Source organism: Streptomyces gottesmaniae (genome assembly GCF_031845845.1).
Lineage (GTDB): Bacteria > Actinomycetota > Actinomycetes > Streptomycetales > Streptomycetaceae > Streptomyces > Streptomyces akebiae.
In genome coordinates, this window is record NZ_JAVRFJ010000015.1 from 108,901 (window position 1) to 126,756 (window position 17,856).

17 protein-coding genes are annotated in these 17,856 nt (G+C 71.2%); 3 read left to right on the top strand and 14 right to left on the bottom strand.

Features of this window, described 5'->3' with window-relative positions:
* Positions 1 to 2: 2 nt before the first annotated feature.
* From RM704_RS18770 to RM704_RS18830, 14 genes are all read right to left on the bottom strand, one after another.
* The gene (locus RM704_RS18770) at positions 3 to 647 is read right to left on the bottom strand and encodes a phosphorylase family protein (RefSeq protein WP_033529574.1); all 645 of its coding nucleotides are present in this window, start codon (positions 645 to 647) and stop codon (positions 3 to 5) included.
* Positions 647 to 2,641 (bottom strand): squalene--hopene cyclase, encoded by a 1,995-nt coding sequence (gene shc / locus RM704_RS18775; protein ID WP_033529575.1) that lies wholly within the window; start codon positions 2,639 to 2,641, stop codon positions 647 to 649. The genes RM704_RS18770 and shc overlap by 1 nt, the downstream gene beginning before the upstream one ends.
* 137 nt (positions 2,642 to 2,778) lie before the next feature.
* Positions 2,779 to 3,924, bottom strand: a complete 1,146-nt coding sequence (locus RM704_RS18780) for a polyprenyl synthetase family protein (RefSeq protein ID WP_107072369.1) — start codon at positions 3,922 to 3,924, stop codon at positions 2,779 to 2,781.
* Positions 3,921 to 5,348: a hydroxysqualene dehydroxylase HpnE gene (gene hpnE / locus RM704_RS18785; RefSeq protein ID WP_033529577.1), complete on the bottom strand. Its 1,428-nt coding sequence runs from the start codon at positions 5,346 to 5,348 to the stop codon at positions 3,921 to 3,923. Before hpnE ends, RM704_RS18780 begins: the two co-directional genes overlap by 4 nt.
* A complete protein-coding gene (locus tag RM704_RS45170; RefSeq protein WP_369015705.1) occupies positions 5,345 to 5,485 on the bottom strand; it encodes a DUF6380 family protein in 141 nt (46 codons plus the stop codon). Before RM704_RS45170 ends, hpnE begins: the two co-directional genes overlap by 4 nt.
* On the bottom strand, positions 5,485 to 6,435 hold the full coding sequence (gene hpnD / locus RM704_RS18790) for a presqualene diphosphate synthase HpnD (protein WP_033529578.1): 951 nt from the start codon (positions 6,433 to 6,435) through the stop codon (positions 5,485 to 5,487). The genes RM704_RS45170 and hpnD overlap by 1 nt, the downstream gene beginning before the upstream one ends.
* Positions 6,432 to 7,334, bottom strand: a complete 903-nt coding sequence (hpnC, locus tag RM704_RS18795; protein ID WP_033529579.1) for a squalene synthase HpnC — start codon at positions 7,332 to 7,334, stop codon at positions 6,432 to 6,434. Before hpnC ends, hpnD begins: the two co-directional genes overlap by 4 nt.
* Before the next feature lie 430 nt (positions 7,335 to 7,764).
* Positions 7,765 to 8,532, bottom strand: coding sequence for an ABC transporter ATP-binding protein (locus RM704_RS18800; protein ID WP_033529580.1), 768 nt, complete (start codon positions 8,530 to 8,532; stop codon positions 7,765 to 7,767).
* Entirely contained in the window at positions 8,525 to 9,454 is a 930-nt protein-coding gene (locus RM704_RS18805; RefSeq protein WP_033529581.1) for an ABC transporter permease, read from the bottom strand. The genes RM704_RS18800 and RM704_RS18805 overlap by 8 nt, the downstream gene beginning before the upstream one ends.
* 95 nt (positions 9,455 to 9,549) lie before the next feature.
* Positions 9,550 to 10,422 (bottom strand): glycosyltransferase family 2 protein, encoded by an 873-nt coding sequence (locus tag RM704_RS18810; protein ID WP_438828928.1) that lies wholly within the window; start codon positions 10,420 to 10,422, stop codon positions 9,550 to 9,552.
* A gap of 8 nt (positions 10,423 to 10,430) precedes the next feature.
* Positions 10,431 to 11,159 carry a CDP-alcohol phosphatidyltransferase family protein gene (locus RM704_RS18815; RefSeq protein ID WP_033529583.1) on the bottom strand — a complete coding sequence of 243 codons (729 nt, stop codon included), beginning with the start codon at positions 11,157 to 11,159 and terminating at the stop codon, positions 10,431 to 10,433.
* Between the two features lie 28 nt (positions 11,160 to 11,187).
* Positions 11,188 to 12,252, bottom strand: a complete 1,065-nt coding sequence (locus RM704_RS18820) for an iron-containing alcohol dehydrogenase family protein (RefSeq protein WP_033529584.1) — start codon at positions 12,250 to 12,252, stop codon at positions 11,188 to 11,190.
* A complete protein-coding gene (locus RM704_RS18825; protein WP_033529585.1) occupies positions 12,240 to 13,004 on the bottom strand; it encodes a phosphocholine cytidylyltransferase family protein in 765 nt (254 codons plus the stop codon). The genes RM704_RS18820 and RM704_RS18825 overlap by 13 nt, the downstream gene beginning before the upstream one ends.
* A complete protein-coding gene (locus RM704_RS18830) occupies positions 13,001 to 14,830 on the bottom strand; it encodes a DUF5941 domain-containing protein (protein WP_033529586.1) in 1,830 nt (609 codons plus the stop codon). Before RM704_RS18830 ends, RM704_RS18825 begins: the two co-directional genes overlap by 4 nt.
* A gap of 402 nt (positions 14,831 to 15,232) precedes the next feature.
* On the opposite strand from RM704_RS18830, the gene galE reads away from it, so the two are divergent.
* The 3 genes from galE to RM704_RS18845 all read left to right on the top strand — a co-directional run bounded on the left by galE (position 15,233) and on the right by RM704_RS18845 (position 17,820).
* Entirely contained in the window at positions 15,233 to 16,204 is a 972-nt protein-coding gene (galE, locus tag RM704_RS18835) for a UDP-glucose 4-epimerase GalE (RefSeq protein WP_033529587.1), read from the top strand.
* 168 nt (positions 16,205 to 16,372) lie between these two features.
* On the top strand, positions 16,373 to 17,311 hold the full coding sequence (locus tag RM704_RS18840) for a cation diffusion facilitator family transporter (RefSeq protein ID WP_033529588.1): 939 nt from the start codon (positions 16,373 to 16,375) through the stop codon (positions 17,309 to 17,311).
* Positions 17,302 to 17,820, top strand: a complete 519-nt coding sequence (locus RM704_RS18845) for a GNAT family N-acetyltransferase (protein ID WP_033529589.1) — start codon at positions 17,302 to 17,304, stop codon at positions 17,818 to 17,820. Before RM704_RS18840 ends, RM704_RS18845 begins: the two co-directional genes overlap by 10 nt.
* Positions 17,821 to 17,856 lie beyond the last annotated feature (36 nt).

The following is a 17,856-nucleotide window of genomic DNA, read 5'->3' on the forward strand; positions in this document are numbered from 1 at the left end:
GCTCACCTCCTGGGGAGCAGCAAAGAACGGTGCCATTCGTAATAAGCGGGAAGGACGGCACGAAGAACACGGAAGGCTGATATTCCCCCGCGTACCGTGCCGATCCGGACCAGTTCATGTGCTGGGGCGTCCACGACCACCCGGACGGCCGCAACCGGGCGTGGGCCCGATCTCACGGCGCGGTGGAGCGTGACCGCGGACTCCATGTCGACCGCGATCGCGCCGGTCGCGAACAGGTCCGACCGTTCCTGACCACGGACGACGTGGTCCGATCCGGTGAGTGGGCCAGTGTGGATCGTGCGCCCGGGTACGGCCCTCGCCAGTTCCTTCACCAGCAGTTCGGTGCCCACGCAGGGCGTGACGGCCCCGCCCGGGCCTCGGGTCTCCTCGGCGACGACCAGATCGCCGGGGTGCGTGCCCGGGGCGAGTCCGGCGCAGAACCCGGTGGCCAGGACCGCCGCGTCGCGCAGTTCCGGGCCGGCGAGCAGCCGGGCGACGGACCGCTCGGCCGCCCTCGGCCCCATGCCGGTGCGTACGACGGTGACCGGGCCCCCGGCGCCACCCCGGTCGCCGCTGCGCAGGGCGAGCTGCTCGATGCCGAGCGCGCAGGCGATCAGCAGCGGGGCCGGGGCGGCGGGCGTGTCCATCAGCGCCCCTGGGCTTTGAGGACGGCCGGTTCGCCGTTGACGTACCGGCCGAGCGCGGTGAGCGGGAAGACCTGCCGGTAGAGGTGGTAGTTGATCGAGAAGTCCCAGGGGAAGCCGGTGCCGGTGAAGTACGGCTCGTCCCAGGAACCGTCCTCCCGCTGGGTCTGGGCCAGCCACTCGACACCGCGTTCGGTGGATTTGGCGTCCCGCTCCCCCGCCGCCAGCAGCGCGAGCAGCGCCCACGCGGTCTGGGAGGCGGTGGAGGCGCCCTTGCCGCCCCACTCCGCGGGGTCGGGGTAGGAGCGCAGGTCCTCTCCCCAGCCGCCGTCGTCGTTCTGCACGGTCTCCAGCCAGGCCACGGCCCGGCGGATCGCGGGGTGCGCGGCGGGCAGCCCGGCGGTCACCAGCGCGGGCACCACCGAGCCCGTGCCGTAGACGTAGTTGACGCCCCAGCGCCCGAACCACGCGCCACTGGGCTCCTGTTCGGCGAGCAGCCACTCGATGCCGCGCCGGGTACGGGGATCGTGCGACAGGCCCTCGACCGCGAGCATCTCCACCACGTGCGCCGTGACATCGGCGGACGGCGGGTCAATGACCTCGCCGAAGTCGCAGAACGGCAGCCGGCCCGGGAACGGGCTGGTGTTGTCGACGTCGAAGGCACCCCACGCCCCGTTCCTCGACTGCATGCCGACGGTCCAGCGCACCCCTCGCCGGACGGCCTTCTCCACGCGCTCCGGGTCGTGGTGGGCGACCCGGCGCAGCGCGAGGACGACCTCGGCGGTGTCGTCGATGTCGGGGTAGTTGTCATTGTGGAACTCGAAGGCCCAGCCACCCGGCGGGAGGTGGGGGCGCTTCACCGCCCAGTCGCCCGGGCGGACGATCTCCTCGCCGAGCATCCAGTCGGCGGCCTTGACGAGTTGGGGGTGGTCGGCGGGCAGGCCCGCGTCGGCGAGCGCGACGGTGGCGAGGCAGGTGTCCCACACCGGCGACTGGCAGGCCTCGATCATCCGGGCCCCGTCCTCGCGCCACACGGCGAACCGGTCGAGCGACTCCAACCCGGCCCGCATCACGGGGTGTCGCAGGTCGTAGCCGAGCAGGTGCAACGCGATGAGCGAGTACACGGCCGGCGGCTGGATGCCGCCCCAGCAGCCGTCGTTCTCCTGCCGCTCGATGATCCAGCGGGCCGCGCTGTCCATCGCGGCCTTGCGCAGCCGCTTCAGCGCCACCTTGTGGTAGCCGTGCAGAAGCCTGTCGATCCTCTGGAAGGCGCCCTCCCAACTGGTCGGCGGCTCAAGGGGCTTGGGCGGGTTCGGGCGTCCGGGGTCGGTGTGCAGCTCGTCCAGCGGGAACGGCGCGGGCCGCACCGGACGCTTCGCCGAGACCACCGTCAGCGGCACGATCGTCTGCCGGGCCCAGCATCCGAAGTCGTAGATGTTGAGCGGCATCCACTTCGGGAACCAGATGATCTCCGGCGGCATCTCCGGCAGGTCGTCCCACTTCCACCAGCCGAACAGCGCCAGCCAGATACGGGTGAAGACCCGGGCGGCGGCGATCCCGCCCCGCTCCCGGATCCACGCGGAGGCCCGCGCCATGTGCGGCGCGCCGGGGTCGTCCCCGGCCAGTCGCAGCGCGACGTACGCCTCGACGGTGGCGGAGAGGTCGGGCGGGCCGCCGTAGAAGGTGGCCCAGGTGCCGTCCGGGCGCTGCTCGCCTCTGATGAACAGGGCGGCGGCCCGGGTGGTCTTCTCGTCGCGGATGCCCAGGAACTGGCGGAGCAGCAGGTCCTCGGCGTCCATGGTGACGTTGGTCTCCAGGTCGCCCTTCCACCAGCCCTGGGCGTCCTGCTGGGAGAGGAGGAAGTCGGTGGCGCGTCGTACGGCGCGCGCGGCGGCGTCCTGGACACCGGCCGTCGGCGGGGTGTCGTGGTCGGTGTCGCTGGCCGAGGGGGCGCGGGGCGGCAGTGCCCCGGTGCTTCCGTCGGTCGTCGCTGTCATGGCTTCCCCTTCGTGCAGTGGACGGATCTCTGCGGTGGGTCAGCCGTCGGCCGGTGCGTGTCCGGAGCGACGGGCACCGGCCGGCGACTACGCGAGCGCTATTCGACCGATGACGGTCGGCTCCTGGGGGATGGCGATCATCTCTTCCGTACGACGACGAAGTCCGCGAGTGCCGCGAACTCCTCCCGGACCCGCTCGGGCATCCGGATCGAGTCCAGCGCGTCGATGGCGATCCGGTGCTGGCGGCGTGCCTCCTCGACGGCCCACTCGCGGCCGCCCGCCTCCTCGATGAGGGCGGCGCGCGTGGCGAACTCCTCCTCGGAGAAGTTCTCGAAGTCGGTGGCCTTGGCGTCGGCGGCGAGGAGTTCGCCCAACTGTTCGGATGCCGGGCCGCCCGCCGCGAGCGCGGCCACCACGGGCAGGGACTTCTTGCGCTGGCGCAGATCGCTCCAGGTCTGCTTGCCCGTGGAGACCGGGTCGCCCCAGATGCCCAGCAGGTCGTCCACGGCCTGGAAGGCGAGGCCGAGGTGGTAGCCGTACTTCTCCAGCGTGTCGGCGGTGCGGTCGTCCGCGCCGCCGAGGACCGCGCCGATGGAGCAGGCGCAGGCGAGCAGGGCGCCGGTCTTGTTGCCCTCCATCTCCAGGCACTCCTCGACGGTGACCCGCTCGCGGTGCTCGTAGGAGATGTCCTGGGCCTGTCCGTCGATGAGCGCCCGGGTCGCCGTGGTGACGCGGCGGGTGGCGCGGGCCGCCTCGACGGTGCCCAGTTCGAGGAGGATCTCGTTGGCGAGGACCATCAGGGCGTCGCCGACGAGGATGGCCTGGGCGGGGCCGTGCACCTTCCACACGGTGTCGCGGTGGCGGCGCTGTTCGTCGCCGTCCATCAGGTCGTCGTGCAGCAGCGAGAAGTTGTGCACCAGCTCCACCGCGACCGCGCCGGGGATACCGACCTCGGGTGCGGCGCCGGTGACCTCGGCGGACATGACGGCGAGCGCGGGGCGTACGGCCTTGCCGCCGTCGCCGTCCGCCGGGTTGCCGTGGGCGTCGATCCAGCCGAAGTGGTAGGCGGCGACGGTGTCCATGGGGGGCGCCAGCCGGTCGACGGCCGCCCGCAGCACGGGGGTGGCCAGGGTCCGCCCGCGCTCCAGGAGCGCGGTCACGTCCACCGCGGTCCTCGCGGCGGCCGTCACGGCCGGGGGCACAGTGGGCACAGTCTCTCCAGATGTCGATGTGTTCGCGGTACCGAGAGCGCGGGAACCGGTCCGGTGCGCTTCGAGCGTCATGCCGCCTCCTCGTGGTCGAAGAGGTGGTTCCGGGGCCGGCCCGCGGCGGCGAGGGCGGCGTCCGCCGCCGCGATGCCGCTGCGGACCGCACTCTCCATGGTCGCGGGCCACCCGGTGGCGGTCCACGCTCCGGCCAGGTACAGGCCGGGTGCCTTGGTGCGGGCGCCGGGCCTGAGCCGTCCGACGCCGGGGGTGGGAGCGAAGGTCGCGGTGCGCTCCCGGGTCACGAAGAAGTCCTTCACCCCGGCGCCGCGCGCGCCGGGCAACAGCCGTTCCAGCTCGGGCAGGTACCGCTCACGCAGGACGGCCACCGGGGCGTCGATCTCGCTCTGCGCGGCCGACTGCGACAGCGCCAGGTACTGGCCGTCGCGCAGGCCCGAGGCCTCGGTCCGGTCGAAGACCCATTGGACGGGCGAGCCGAGCGCCGCGAAGAAGGGCCTGCCGAGCACCCTCCGGTCGTACACGACATGGACGTTGAGGATCGGGGCGGTGCCGATCTCCAGCAGCCGTCCGGGCTCGTCGAGGGCTCCCTCGGGCAGCAGATCGTGCGTCTCGCGCTGGGGTACGGCGAGCACGACCGCGTCGGCGTCGAGGGTCTCGCCGGGCACCTCGACGCGCCAACTCCCGTTCTCCGCACGGCGGACGGAGGTGACGCGGGCGCGGAGGACGGTACGGACGCCCGCGGAGTCGAGCGCCTTGCGGGCCTGCCGGTCGTGCAGTTCACCGAGTGGGACATGGGCCCAGCCGATGTCGGCGGCGCCCGGCTCGGACAGCAGGCCGGTCTTGAACACCATCGCGGCGAGCGCGAGGGAGGCGTCGCGGGCCACCGCGTTGAGGGTGGCGACCCCCACGAGGTCCCACAGCGCCTCCACGGCCCGCGCCGACTGCCCCTGTGCGGCCAGCCAGCCGCCGAAGTCCTGTTCGTCCAGCGCGGGATCGGTGAGGTCGAGCGCCTTGAGCGCCAGCGCGGCCCGCCCCACCTTCGCGCGCTCGGCGAGCGAGAGATGGGTGTACGTGGCGAGGCTGCGCCCCAGGTGCAGCGGTACGGGCAGCGCGTCGCGCCGGAGTCTGCCGAGCCGCCTGCCCGGCCGGCCCTCGGCGTCGAGAACCGGTACGTCGAGACGATCCTGCAGAGGTGCGAGCGCGGTCGCGTCGACACGGTCGAGGAACCAGCGGTAGGCGGTGCAGCACCGCAGGTACACATGCTGGCCGTTGTCGACGGTCAGGTCGCCGCGCTGGAAGGAGAAGGCGAGTCCGCCGAGGCGGGGCCGCCCCTCCAGGAGGGTCACCTGTGCGCCGGCGTCGGCGAGCGAGAGCGCGGCGGTGATGCCCGCCAGCCCTCCGCCGACCACCACGGCCGTGCTCCGGGGCCGGCCCTCGCGGTCCGCCTCCGGCAGTGCCTCCGACTGTGCGCCGTCGGTCATCGTGCACCCTCCCCTGCCGGTCCGCCGGGGTGCCGGAGCGGTTCGCGGCAGACCGTCGGAGACTGGGACGCCCTTACGGTGCGGAGGGTTGCGTACCACTTTTCGCCGATGGGTTCGCCTTGGACCGGATTGTCCATCAGACACGCCTCCTGACGGTACGGCGTGACGCATGACGGGCGTCCAGACCGGAGAGGCCACGCACGGCGACGTACGCCTTCTCCCGGCCGGGCAGCGAGACGCGCCCGCGCAGCACGGCCTCGGGATCGCGCTCGATGCGGTCGAGCAACCGACGGTAGATGCCGGCCATGGCGGCGACACAGGCGCCGCTGCGGCGGTCGAGCATCGGCAGCAGCCGGTACCCCTCGGCGAACAGGGCGCGGGCCCGGCGCACCTCGAAGTGCACCAGACCCGCGAAATCGGAGTCGGCGGGTGGCAGGGGCCCGGCGAACCCGGCCGAGCAGCCGAACTTCGCGAGGTCGTCGGCGGGCAGATAGATGCGCCCGCCCTCCGCGTCCTCACGAACGTCCCTGAGGATGTTGGTCAGTTGGAGTGCGAGTCCGAGGGTGTCGGCGTACTCCGGCGCGCGCTCCGCACCCCGCGCCCCGGGTTCCGTGCCGAAGACGCCGAGGGAGAGCCGGCCGATGGCCCCGGCGACACAACGGCAGTAGATCTTCAGGTCGTCCCAGGTCTCGTAGTGCTCGCCGTGCACGTCCATGAGGACGCCGTCGATGAGTTCGTCGAGGGCGTCGAGGGGGATCGGGAAGGCGGCCGCCGCGTGGGCGAGGGCGACCGCGACGGGGTCGGTGTCGTCCTCGTCGACCGAGCCGCCCCTGACCCGGGTCAGCAGCGCTCTGGTCTCCTCCAGCCGGGCCGCCTTGACCTCGATCGCGAGGGCGCCGTCACCGATGTCGTCGACGCGCCGGGAGAACGCGTACAGCGCGGACATCGCGCGGCGCTTGGGTGTCGGCAGCAGCCTGATGCCGTAGGCGAAGTTGCGGGCCTGTTGTCCGGTGACGGCCTCGCAGTAGCTGTAGGCGGCGAGTACCGGCGCGGACACGTGTGGTTCCGACTCCACGGACCGGATCACCCCTCTCCTCGCAGGGTCGCGCCCACCTCGCGCAGCAGCCTGAGCTTGCCGGGCTTGGGCGGGCCGGGAAGTACGTCGAATTCGGCGGCGGCGATCGCGTGGACGGCCGCCCTTCCTCCCGCCACGAACCCCGCGAGGAGCAGCCTCAGCCTGCCGTGGACGCTACCCACGAGGGGGGCGCCCTCATTCAGGAGATTCCGGGCGCGTTCCGCCTCGTACGCGACCAGGGCGCGCACCGACGCGCCCGCGGAGGGCGCGGCGAGGTCCGCCTCCTGGACGTGGAAGCGCTTCATGTCCGCGGCGGGCAGGTAGACGCGGTCGCGGCCCAGGTCCTCCGCGACGTCCTGCAGATGTTCGACGATCTGCAGCGCGGTGCAGATCGCGTCCGAGCGCCGGACCCGCTCGGGGGTGGTCGCGCCGGTGACGGCGAGGACCAGGTGGCCGACGGGGTTGGCCGACAGCGCGCAGTAGGCGAGCAGGTCGTCGTACGTCTCGTACCGCTTGACCAGCTGGTCCTGGCGGTTGGCGGCGATCAGCGCGAGGAACGGCTCGGGGGTGAGGGAGCGGCGGCGGACGGTGTGCCGCAGCCGGCGCAGCAGGGGGTGGTTCGGGGTGCCGTCGAAGACCTTGCCGAGGTCGGCCTCGAATGCGTCCAGGAGGAGCAGCCGGTCGTCGGCGTCCTGCGGGGCGAGGCCCAGGAGGCGGGCGTCGGCGCCGCCGGGGGCGAGGTCGCCGTCACCGATGTCGTCGACGAGTCGGGCGAAGCCGTAGACGGCCATGAGGTCGTCGCGCCAGGCCCGGGGCAGGAAGAACGGGGCGACGGGAAAGTTCTCGGTCCCGGCCTTGTCGAGGGTGTCGCGCTCCGGGTCCCCGGTGCGCGCCGTCCCGGTTTCGGTCACCGCTCGTCACCCGGCGCGGGCACGGCAGAGGCGTGATTGAGCTGGGGAGTCTCCGAAGCCATGGCCGTCACATCTCCCGTTCTACACTGCCGACCCAATACCCACTATTTCGGACACGCCGCCCAGGGGGCGGCGTCTGCGGCTGATGCCGGGTGTCGCGCATTATGGCCCCACTTGCCGCGATTCGGCACCGGTACAGCTTACGTTGTACAACGCACCATGCTCCGTGGGGGTGTCCTGCACATCACAAGAAAGCACCGATTGCCCTCAAGATTCCTATGGGCGGCCGGAGTTGACACTTCCTTGCCGAAGTTGGCGCTTCCTTTGCGGATGCCGTCCCCGGTGTGCCGGACGAGCGCCTCGCCCCGGTATCCCTCGCAGACGCCGGGCCCCGCCGGAGCAGTTCCGGCGGGGCCCGGGTCGCACGGGACTACTTGCCCGTGAACTTCTCGTATTCCTTGAGCACCTCGTCGGTCGGGCCGTCCATGCGGAGTTCGCCGCGTTCCAGCCACAGGACGCGGTCGCAGGTGTCGCGGATGGACTTGTTGTTGTGGCTGACCAGGAAGACCGTGCCGGCCTCCTTGCGCAGCTCGCGGATGCGCGCCTCGGAGCGCTTCTGGAAGGCGCGGTCACCGGTGGCGAGGGCCTCGTCGATCATCAGCACGTCGTGGTCCTTGGCGGCCGCGATGGAGAAGCGCAGGCGAGCCGCCATGCCGGAGGAGTAGGTGCGCATCGGCAGGGTGATGAAGTCGCCCTTCTCGTTGATGCCGGAGAAGTCGACGATCCCCTGGTAGCGCTCCTTGATCTGGTCCCGCGACATGCCCATCGCGAGGCCGCCCAATATGACGTTGCGCTCGCCCGTGAGGTCGTTCATCAGGGCGGCGTTGACGCCGAGCAGCGAGGGCTGGCCGTCGGTGTAGACCTTGCCCTTCTCCGCCGGCAGCAGACCGGCGATCGCCCGCAGCAGGGTGGACTTGCCGGAGCCGTTGGAGCCGATCAGACCGATGGCCTCGCCGCGGTAGGCGATGAAGGACACGCCCTTGACGGCGTGCACCTTGCGCACGCCCCGCTCCTCGCCGCGCTTGAGGATGCGGCTCAGGGCGGCGGTCGCGCTGCCCTTGCCGGTCTTGGCGCCGTTGACGCGGTAGACGATGTGCAGTTCGTCCGCGATGACGGTGGGGATGAGTGACTCAGCCACGGCCGTACCTCTCCTCCGCCTTCCAGAAGTACACGAAACCGCCGAGCGCGATCAGCACGGCCCAGCCGCCGGCGACCGCCCACACGTGCGGGGGCAGGTTCTCGGAGCCGTAGCCGTCGATCAGCGCGAAGCGCATCAGGTCCATGTAGATCGCCGCCGGGTTCCACTGGAGGACGTCGGCGATCCACTTGGGGTGGTCGGCGAGCATCACCGGGATCGAGAACATGACGCCGGAGGCGTACATCCAGGTCCGCATCACGAACGGCATCAGCTGCGCGAGGTCCGGGGTCTTCGCGCCCATGCGGGCCATGATCAGCGCGAGGCCGGTGTTGAAGAGGAACTGCAGCACCAGCACGGGGAGGATCAGCAGCCAGGAAAGCCGCGGATAGCTGCCGAAGCCGACCGCCACGCAGAACAGCACGATCATCGAGAACAGCAGCTGCTGGAGCTGCTGGAGCGCGAACGAGATGGGCAGCGAGGCGCGCGGGAAGTGCAGGGCGCGCACCAGGCCGAGGTTGCCGGAGATCGCGCGGACGCCCGCCATCACCGAGCTCTGGGTGAAGGTGAACACGAACACACCCGTGACCAGGAACGGGATGTACACCTCGCGCGACATGCCCCGGTCGGCGTTGAGGATCAGGCCGAAGATCAGGAAGTACACCAGCGCGTTGAGCAGCGGAGTGGCCACCTGCCACAGCTGGCCGAGCTTGGCCTGGCTGTACTGCGCGGTGAGCTTCGCCTGGGAGAAGGCGAGGATGAAGTGGCGCCGCCCCCACATCTGGCGGACGTACTCCACGAGTCCGGGCCGGGCGCCGCTCACGGCGAGCCCGTACTTGGCGGCAAGTTCCGTCGCGGAGAGCCCGTCGTCGGGCGACGGACGGTCGCTCACCACAACCCTGCCGTCATGCGTTGTCTCACTCACAAATGGAAACTTTCGTCCTCAAAGTGCGCAGCCTGGTCGGGCCGAGGCGGAAACCTGGACCGGGTACGGCCGAATGCTCTCAGATTTCGAGCTTGTCAGATGACGGGAGGCCGTCCCAGCCGGGTCAGCCGCCACACCGTACGCCACTTCATGGGCCGACGGGGACCACAGGGGCTCGTCCAGCCCTCCTTGAAGCCGCCGAACCAGGCCTTCAGCGCGGGCCCGGAGGGCTTGCGGAGCAGCGTCAGCAGCAGCCAGACGCCCAGGTAGACCGGTACGAGCGGCGCCGGGAGGTTACGGCGCGCGAGCCAGACGCGGTTGCGCGCGACCATGCGGTGGTAGACCGCGTGCCGGGAGGGCGCGGTCGTGGGGTGGTACAGCACCATGTCGGACCGGTAGTCGATCGTCCAGCCCGCGTCGAGGGCCCGCCATGCCAGGTCGGTTTCCTCGTGTGCGTAGAAGAATTCGTCCGGGAGACCGCCGACTTCGGCGAAGACCTGGGTGCGTACGGCGTTGGCGCCGCCGAGGAAGGTGGTGACCCGGGAGGAGCGCATCGGGTCGGCGGCCCGCAGCCGGGGCACATGGCGCCGCTGGGTCTCACCGGTGTCGGGGTCGGCGATCCGGAAGCTGACTATGCCGAGTTTCGGGTCCTCCTCGAAGGCCCGGCGGCAGAGTTCGGCGGTGTCGTGGTGCGCGAGCAGGCCGTCGTCGTCGAGGAAGAGGAGCACGTCGACGTCCCGGCCGCTGGGGCCGAACGCCTCGATGCCTATGTTGCGGCCGCCGGGGATGCCGAGGTTCTCGGGCAGCTCGACCGTCCGTACGCCCTCGGGGACGTCCGGGACGGGCGAGCCGTTGCCGACGACGACCGCCTCGACCCGGTCGCCCTCCTGCTTGGCGACCGAGTCGAGGAGGGCGCGGAGTTCGTCGGGGCGGTTGCCCATGGTGATGATCACAGCGCCGACCTTCATGGCGCCGCTCACTTCAGCCTGCTGGAGACGAGGATCGACACCAGGTGCAGCAGGGTCTGGAGCAGGGCGATGCCGGCCAGGACGGCGACGCCCACCCGGGAGAAGAAGAGGTCCCCCCGCATCTGGTCCACGACGGCGAGGACCAGGATCAGCAGGGAGGCCTCGACGCCGAGGATGAGCCGGTGGAACTTCAGGGCGGCGGCGGCCTTGCGGGCCAGCGCCATGCCGGAGGAGCGCGGCTCGGCGGCCGACTCCTGGACCGGCGGCTTGCCGGTCTGGTGCCGGGCGACACCGACGAGGTCGGTCTCGGCCTTGATCAGGATGGCGCCGAGGGCGGCGAGGGTGCCGAGGAAGGCCCACAGCCAGTCGATCCGGCCGGTGCCCCACAGGTCGGCGGCGCGCAGCCCGAAGCCGACGAGGACGGCCGCGTCGCAGAGGTAGGCGCCGACCCGGTCGACGTAGACGCCGGTCATCGAGTACTGCTTGCGCCAGCGGGCGATCTCGCCGTCGACGCAGTCGAACAGCAGGTACAGCTGGACCATCAGGACGCCGAGGACGGCGCCCGGGATGCCCGGCACCAGCAGGGCCGGGGCGGCGAGGACGCCGAAGACGGTCATCAGGTAGGTCAGCTGGTTGGGCGTGACCCGGGTGTTCACCAGGTGCCGGTCGATGCGCAGCGAGATCTCGCGCATGTAGAGCCGGCCGGCCCAGTGCTCACCGCTCCGCCGGTCCTTCACACCCGGGGGGTGAACGACCGGGCGGAGCTCAGCTACTGATGGCTTTGGCATAGTCGGCGTAGGCGTCCTTGATCTGTTCGGTGCTCAGTTCGAGGTGTTCCAGGATGGTGTAGCGGCCCGGCCGGGTCTGCGGGGCGAACTTGACGACCTGGACGAACTCGTCGACGGTGAAGCCGATCTCGTCCGGGAGGACGGGCAGGCCGTGGTGGCGCAGCACCTCGGCCATCTGGCCCGCGATCTCGTGGTGGCCCCGCAGGAAGGTGGCGAACGCGCCGCCGAGACCGCACTGTTCGCCGTGCAGGGCGTTCCGCTTGGGGAACGTCAGGTCGAACGCGTGGCTGATCTCGTGGCAGGCGCCCGAGGCGGGACGGCTGTCGCCGGCCACGGACATGGAGATCCCGCACAGGACGAGGGACTCGGAGAGCGTGGTCAGGAAGTCGTCGTCGCCGACCCCGCCGGGGTGGCGCAGCACGGCCTCGGCGGCCTGGCGGGCCATGGCGGCGGCCAGTCCGTCGACCTTCTCGCCGGTCTCCCGGCTGGACAGCTCCCAGTCGGCCACGGCGGAGATCTTGCAGATCACATCGCCGATGCCGGCCCGCACGAAGCGCACCGGGGCCTCACGGATGACGTCCAGGTCGATGACGATGCCGATCGGGTTCGGCACCCCGTACGAGCCGCGGCCCGCGTCGTTGTCGAGGGTGGCGACCGGGGAGCACAGACCGTCGTTGGCGAGGTTGGTGGCGACGGCGACCAGCGGCAGACCGACCCGGGCCGCCGCGTACTTGGCGCAGTCGATGACCTTGCCGCCGCCGAGCCCGACCACGGCGTCGTAGTGACCGCCCTTCTTGATCGAGTCGGCGAGCCGTACCGCGCCGTCGATGGTGCCGTCGGCGTCGCAGAACCAGTCCGCCTCCGGAAACGCGGGGGCGAACCGGTCGCGCAGCGCCGCGCCGGAGCCGGCGCTGATCGCGAAGGCCAACCGGCCCGACGGCGCGATGCGCTGGTCCGACAGGATCGTCGCCAGGTCATCGAGCGCGCCGGGACGGATGTCCACGACGACCGGCGAGGGGATGAGCCTCGTCAGTACTGGCACGCGATCTCACGTCCCTTGGCGAGGTCGTCGTGGTTGTCGATCTCGACCCACTTGACGTCACCGATGGGGGCCACGTCGATGCGGAAGCCGCGGTTCACGAGCTCCTGGTAGCCGTGCTCGTAGAACTGCTGCGGGTCCGTCTCGAAGACGGTCTTCAGGGCGTCGGCCAGTTCGTCGGCGGCCTCGCCCTCGATGAGGGTGACGCCGATGTACTCGCCCGTCGCCTCGGCGGGGTCCATCAGCTTGGTGATCTTGGTCATGCCGCCCTCGGGGCCGACGACGACCTTCATCTCCTCGTCGGCGAGGGACTTCACCGTGTCGAGGGCGAGGATGATCTTCTTGCCGTCGCCGCGGGCGGCGAGCAGGGTCTTCTCGACGGAGACCGGGTGCACGGTGTCGCCGTTGGCGAGGATCACCGAGTGCTTGATGGCGTCACGGCCGCACCACAGGGAGTAGGCGTTGTTCCACTCCTCGGCCTTGTCGTTGTCGATGAGGGTGATCTTGAGCCCGTACTTGGCCTCCAGCGCCTCGCGGCGCTCGTAGACGGCCTCCTTGCGGTACCCGACGATGATCGCGACCTCGGTCAGGCCGATCTCGGCGAAGTTGCCGAGGGTCAGGTCGAGAACCGTGAGGTGCTCCGCGTCTCCTTCCACGGACCCTTCGGGCCCGACCGGCACGAGTGCCTTGGGGAGCGTGTCGGTGTAGGGGCGAAGACGCCGTCCGGCGCCGGCCGCCAGCACGAGGCCGATCATGCGGGTTCTCCTTCATCGTGTACGGCGGGTGCGCCGGTTTTATGGGCGGACACCCAGAAGCGGATGCTCTCGACGAGCACCAGCAGTGCCACGGCCACGGCGAGAGCCGTGAGCGCGACGGTGAACTCTGTGGGCGCGAGCAGCGCGGCCAGCACGGTGACCAGCAGGGTCCTGCCTTCGTGACCGCCGATCGCCCGCACCAGCCACTGCGGTGGCGCGCCGGCGTCGCCGCGGATGCGGTACACCGTGTCGTAGTGATGGTAGGCGACGGCCCCCACCAGCCCGAAAGCCGCGGGAAGGGCTCCGTTCACGTCGGCTTCGGCCGCGAGTACCAGGACGGTGCAGTACTCGGCGGCACGGAAGACGGGGGGAACGAGCCAGTCCAGGGCGCCCTTGAGGGGGCGCGCGACGGCACCGCCCGCGAAGACCGCGTAGAGGACGGCAGCCATGATCGTGAGGGGGCTGCCGAAGGGCTCCGTCCACGCGAAGAGCATCACGAAGGCCGCCCCAAGTGCCGCGATCAGCACCGGCGAACGGAAGAACGGACGGACCTGCGGTCGTCGTCCTGCCCGGGCCACGAGCTCGGCGATCCCACCGGAGTCCGCGAGGTCCGCGAGCACCGTGGCCGCGCGGTCCGTGCGCTCCGCCTTGCGCGTCAGCGAGCGCAGCACACGGCCCGCTGTGGTGTAAGTCGCGGCGAACGCGCACCCGATGAGCAGCGCGTAGAAGGTGATGCGGGGCGTGGTGAGCGCCGTGAGGACGGCGATCAGGGCCCAGCGTTCACCGATCGGCAGCACGATCATGCGCCGCACCCACACCGTCCAGCCGACGCTGTCGAGCTTGCCGGAGAGGGCCGCGGTGGGGCTGGTGTTGGCGGTGCCTGCGGGATCCCCGACGTTCGCCTCGTTGAAGGAGAAGTCGACGACGTGGCGGCAGGTCTGCAGGACCATCGCGCCGAGGGCGAGCGCCCATACGTCGTCCCCGCCCCGGGCGGCGCCGAGGGCGAGGCCCGCGTAGTAGGCGTACTCCTTGGCGCGGTCGAAGGTGGCGTCGAGCCAGGCGCCGAGCGTCGAGTACTGCAGCGAGTAGCGGGCCAGTTGGCCGTCGGTGCAGTCGAGGACGAAGGAGAAGAGCAGGAGGAGGCCGGCCGCGACGAACCCGCCACGGGTGCCGGTGGCCGCGCAGCCCGCCGCGATCAGGGCGGTGATCAGCGAGGCCGTCGTGACCTGGTTCGGGGTCAGGCCCCGGCGGGCGCACCAGCGGGCGATGTAGCGGGAGTACGGGCTGATGAAGTACGTGGTGAAGAAGCCGTCGCGGGACTTCACCGCCGTGCGCAGCCGTACGGCCTCGTCGTCGACGGCGGCGACCGCCTGGCGGGCCTCGTTGCGGGCCTGCGGGTCGGCGGGGACGACGGCGACCAGGGTGCCGAGCTCGGGCCGGTAGAGGCTGACGTCCTCGGCGTCGAGGGCGGCGACGACCCGGTCGGCGACGCCGTCGACGGCCACGGCCGTGGTGCCGCCCGCAGGCGAGCTCGCACGGGCCAGCGCCCGGGTCAGCGCCTGACGGGCGGCGGGCCGCACGGTCACCGCGCCGGGGAGGGCGGCGGCGTCGAAGCGGGGGTCGGTGAGTCCCAGGCGCAGGGCGTGCACATGGCCGACGAACCGGGCGTCGACGATCGCGACCCGCTGGTCCGCGGGCACCGTCGCCAGGAGCGTCTCGGCGTCACCGGCGTCGGAGGCGGTCCGCACGTCGAAGCCGAGCGACCGCAGATCGCCCTCCAGCGACGACCCGGGGACCGGCTGACCGGTGAGGATGGCGGTCGACAGACGAACTCACTCCCTGGGTGCCGACGCGATCGCGCCGGACATGTACGTGGTGGGGGCGCCCCGGCCCGCTGCGACCCGGCGGCGTGTCGGCAGAGGTTATCGGATGAAGAGAAGCGGGCGTTCACCGCCCGTTCACGGCCAGATCAGTTCGGCCTGCTCAAGCCGTCGGCCCTCCGCCGCGATCATCATCGGGGATGTGGGGGTTGCGCCACAAACTCCGGTGCGGATATCGGTTGATAGGGGGCAAAGGCATGGACTCACCGTGTGAGAGAGGTCGCGTTCCGCGCGCCGCGAGGGGCACGGAGCACTGCGTGGGCGACCACCGCCACCCCTCCCGCCCGCCAACCCTGCACACCCCCTACGGCGAACAGGCACAACACACCCCCCGCATAAGGTGAGCGCATGACATGGCTGATCACAGGCGGGGCGGGCTACATCGGCGCACACGTGGCGAAGGTCATGACCGCCGCCGGCGACGAGGTCATCGCACTGGACGACCTCTCCGCAGGGGTCCGCGGCCGCCTGCCCGAAGACATCCCGCTGATCCACGGGTCCGCCCTCGACGGCGACCTCCTCAAGCGTGTCCTCACGGAGCACGCCGTGACCGGTGTGGTCCATCTCGCGGCCCGCAAGCAGGTGGGCGAGTCCGTCGCCCAGCCCACCCGCTACTACCAGGAGAACGTCGGCGGTCTCGCCACGCTCCTGGAGGCGGCGGCCGCCACCGGGGTCGAGCGCTTCGTCTTCTCCTCCTCAGCGGCCGTCTACGGCAACCCGGACGTGGACCTCATCACGGAGGAGACGCCGTGCGCCCCGATGAGCCCCTACGGCGAGACCAAGCTGGCCGGGGAATGGCTGGTGCGGGCGGCGGGGCAGGCGCACGGCATCGCGACCGTCTGTCTGCGCTACTTCAACGTGGCCGGCGCCGCCGAACCCGCCCTGGCCGACACCGGCATCTTCAACGTCGTCCCGATGGTCTTCGACCGCCTCACCCGTGACGAGGCCCCGAGGATCTTCGGCGACGACTACCCGACCCCCGACGGCACCTGCGTCCGGGACTACATCCATGTCGCCGATCTCGCCGACGCGCACCTCGCGGCGGCCCGACACCTCACCGCCTCCGACGTCCCGGGCGACCTGACCGTGAACATCGGCCGGGGCGAAGGCGTTTCGGTCCGCGAACTCGTCGACCTCATCGGCGAGGTGACCGGGGACCGCCGTCCCGCACTGGTCGAGCCCCGCCGCCCCGGTGACGCGCCGCGCGCGGTCGCCTCGGCCGAGCGGGCCCGGCGCGAGCTCGGCTGGACGGCCCGGCGCGGGGTGCGCGAGATGGTCGAGTCGGCCTGGGCGGGCTGGCGGCTGCACCACGGTCTCTGACCTTTCCCGGCCGCTTCCCCGATCATGGCAGCGCTCTGACCTGCAGGTCGTTTCCGCAGGTCAGAGCAGATGACAACGGTGTTCAGTGCCGCGTTGCCGGATACCCCCCACCCGTAGTTCACTGTGATCCGGAGCAGAACACACGAACGCATGGGAGAGGCGGATCACATGGGGGCCGGTCACGACCACGGGCACGCGCATCACGCGCCGACCAGCGGTACGGCCGCGGCGGCGTACCGCGGGCGGCTGCGGATCGCGCTGTCGATCACGCTCACCGTCATGGTGGTCGAGATCGTCGGCGGCGTGCTCGCCGATTCGCTGGCGCTCATCGCCGACGCGGCGCACATGGCGACGGACGCGGTGGGCCTCGGCATGGCGCTCCTCGCGATCCACTTCGCCAACCGTCCCCCGAGCGGCAACCGCACCTTCGGCTACGCCCGGGCCGAGATACTCGCGGCGCTCGCCAACTGTCTGCTGCTGCTCGGCGTCGGCGGCTATGTGCTGTACGAGGCGATCCAGCGGTTCGTCACACCGGTCGAGACCGAGGGCGGGCTGACGGTCGTCTTCGGCGCGATCGGTCTGGTCGCGAACATGATCTCGCTGACCCTGCTGATGCGGGGCCAGAAGGAGAGCCTGAACGTCCGGGGCGCCTTCCTGGAGGTGGCAGCGGACGCGCTCGGTTCGCTGGCGGTGATCATCTCGGCGACGGTCATCCTGCTCACCGGCTGGCAGGCCGCCGACCCGATCGCCTCGCTCATCATCGGTCTGATGATCGTCCCGCGTACGGTGAAGCTGCTGCGCGAGACCCTCGACGTGCTGCTGGAGGCGGCCCCGAAAAACGTCGACATGGCCGAGGTACGGGCCCACATACTGGCCCTGCCGGGTGTGGAGGACGTCCACGATCTGCACGCCTGGACCATCACCTCCGGCATGCCGGTGCTCTCCGCCCATGTGGTGGTCAGCTCGGACACGCTGGACTCCATCGGCCACGAGAAGATGCTGCACGACCTCCAGGGCTGCATCGGCGACCACTTCGACGTCGAGCACTGCACCTTCCAGCTGGAGCCGGGCGGCCACGCGGAACACGAGGCGAAGCTGTGTCACTGACCACCGACTGGACCACGCGACCGGAGACGTCCGCCGACCGCGAGGGGGTGTACGGCGTCAACGCCGCCGCCTTCGAGACCGACGCCGAGGCCGGACTGGTCGACGCGCTGCGCGAGGACCCCGGCGCATGGCTGCCGGACCTGTCGTACGTCGCCGAGGCCCCGGACGGCACGATCGCGGCGTACGCGCTGATCACCCGCTGCCATGTCGACGAGGTGCCCGCGCTGGCGCTCGCCCCCGTCGCGGTGCTGCCGGACCATCAGCGGCAGGGGGCGGGAACGGCCGTCGTACGGGCGGTGCTGGAGGCGGCTCGCGCGCGTCGGGAGCGGCTCGTCCTCGTCCTGGGGCATCCCGAGTACTACCCGCGCTTCGGCTTCGTACGTGCGTCCGAGTACGGCATCCGGCCGGGATTCGAGGTGCCGGACGAGGCGATGATGGCGCTGGTCCTGGACGGTTCCGCGGCGGTGGCTCCCGGCACCATCAGGTATGCGGCGGCCTTCGGGGTCTGACACACATGTCCGACACACACGTCGTAGGTGTCTTCG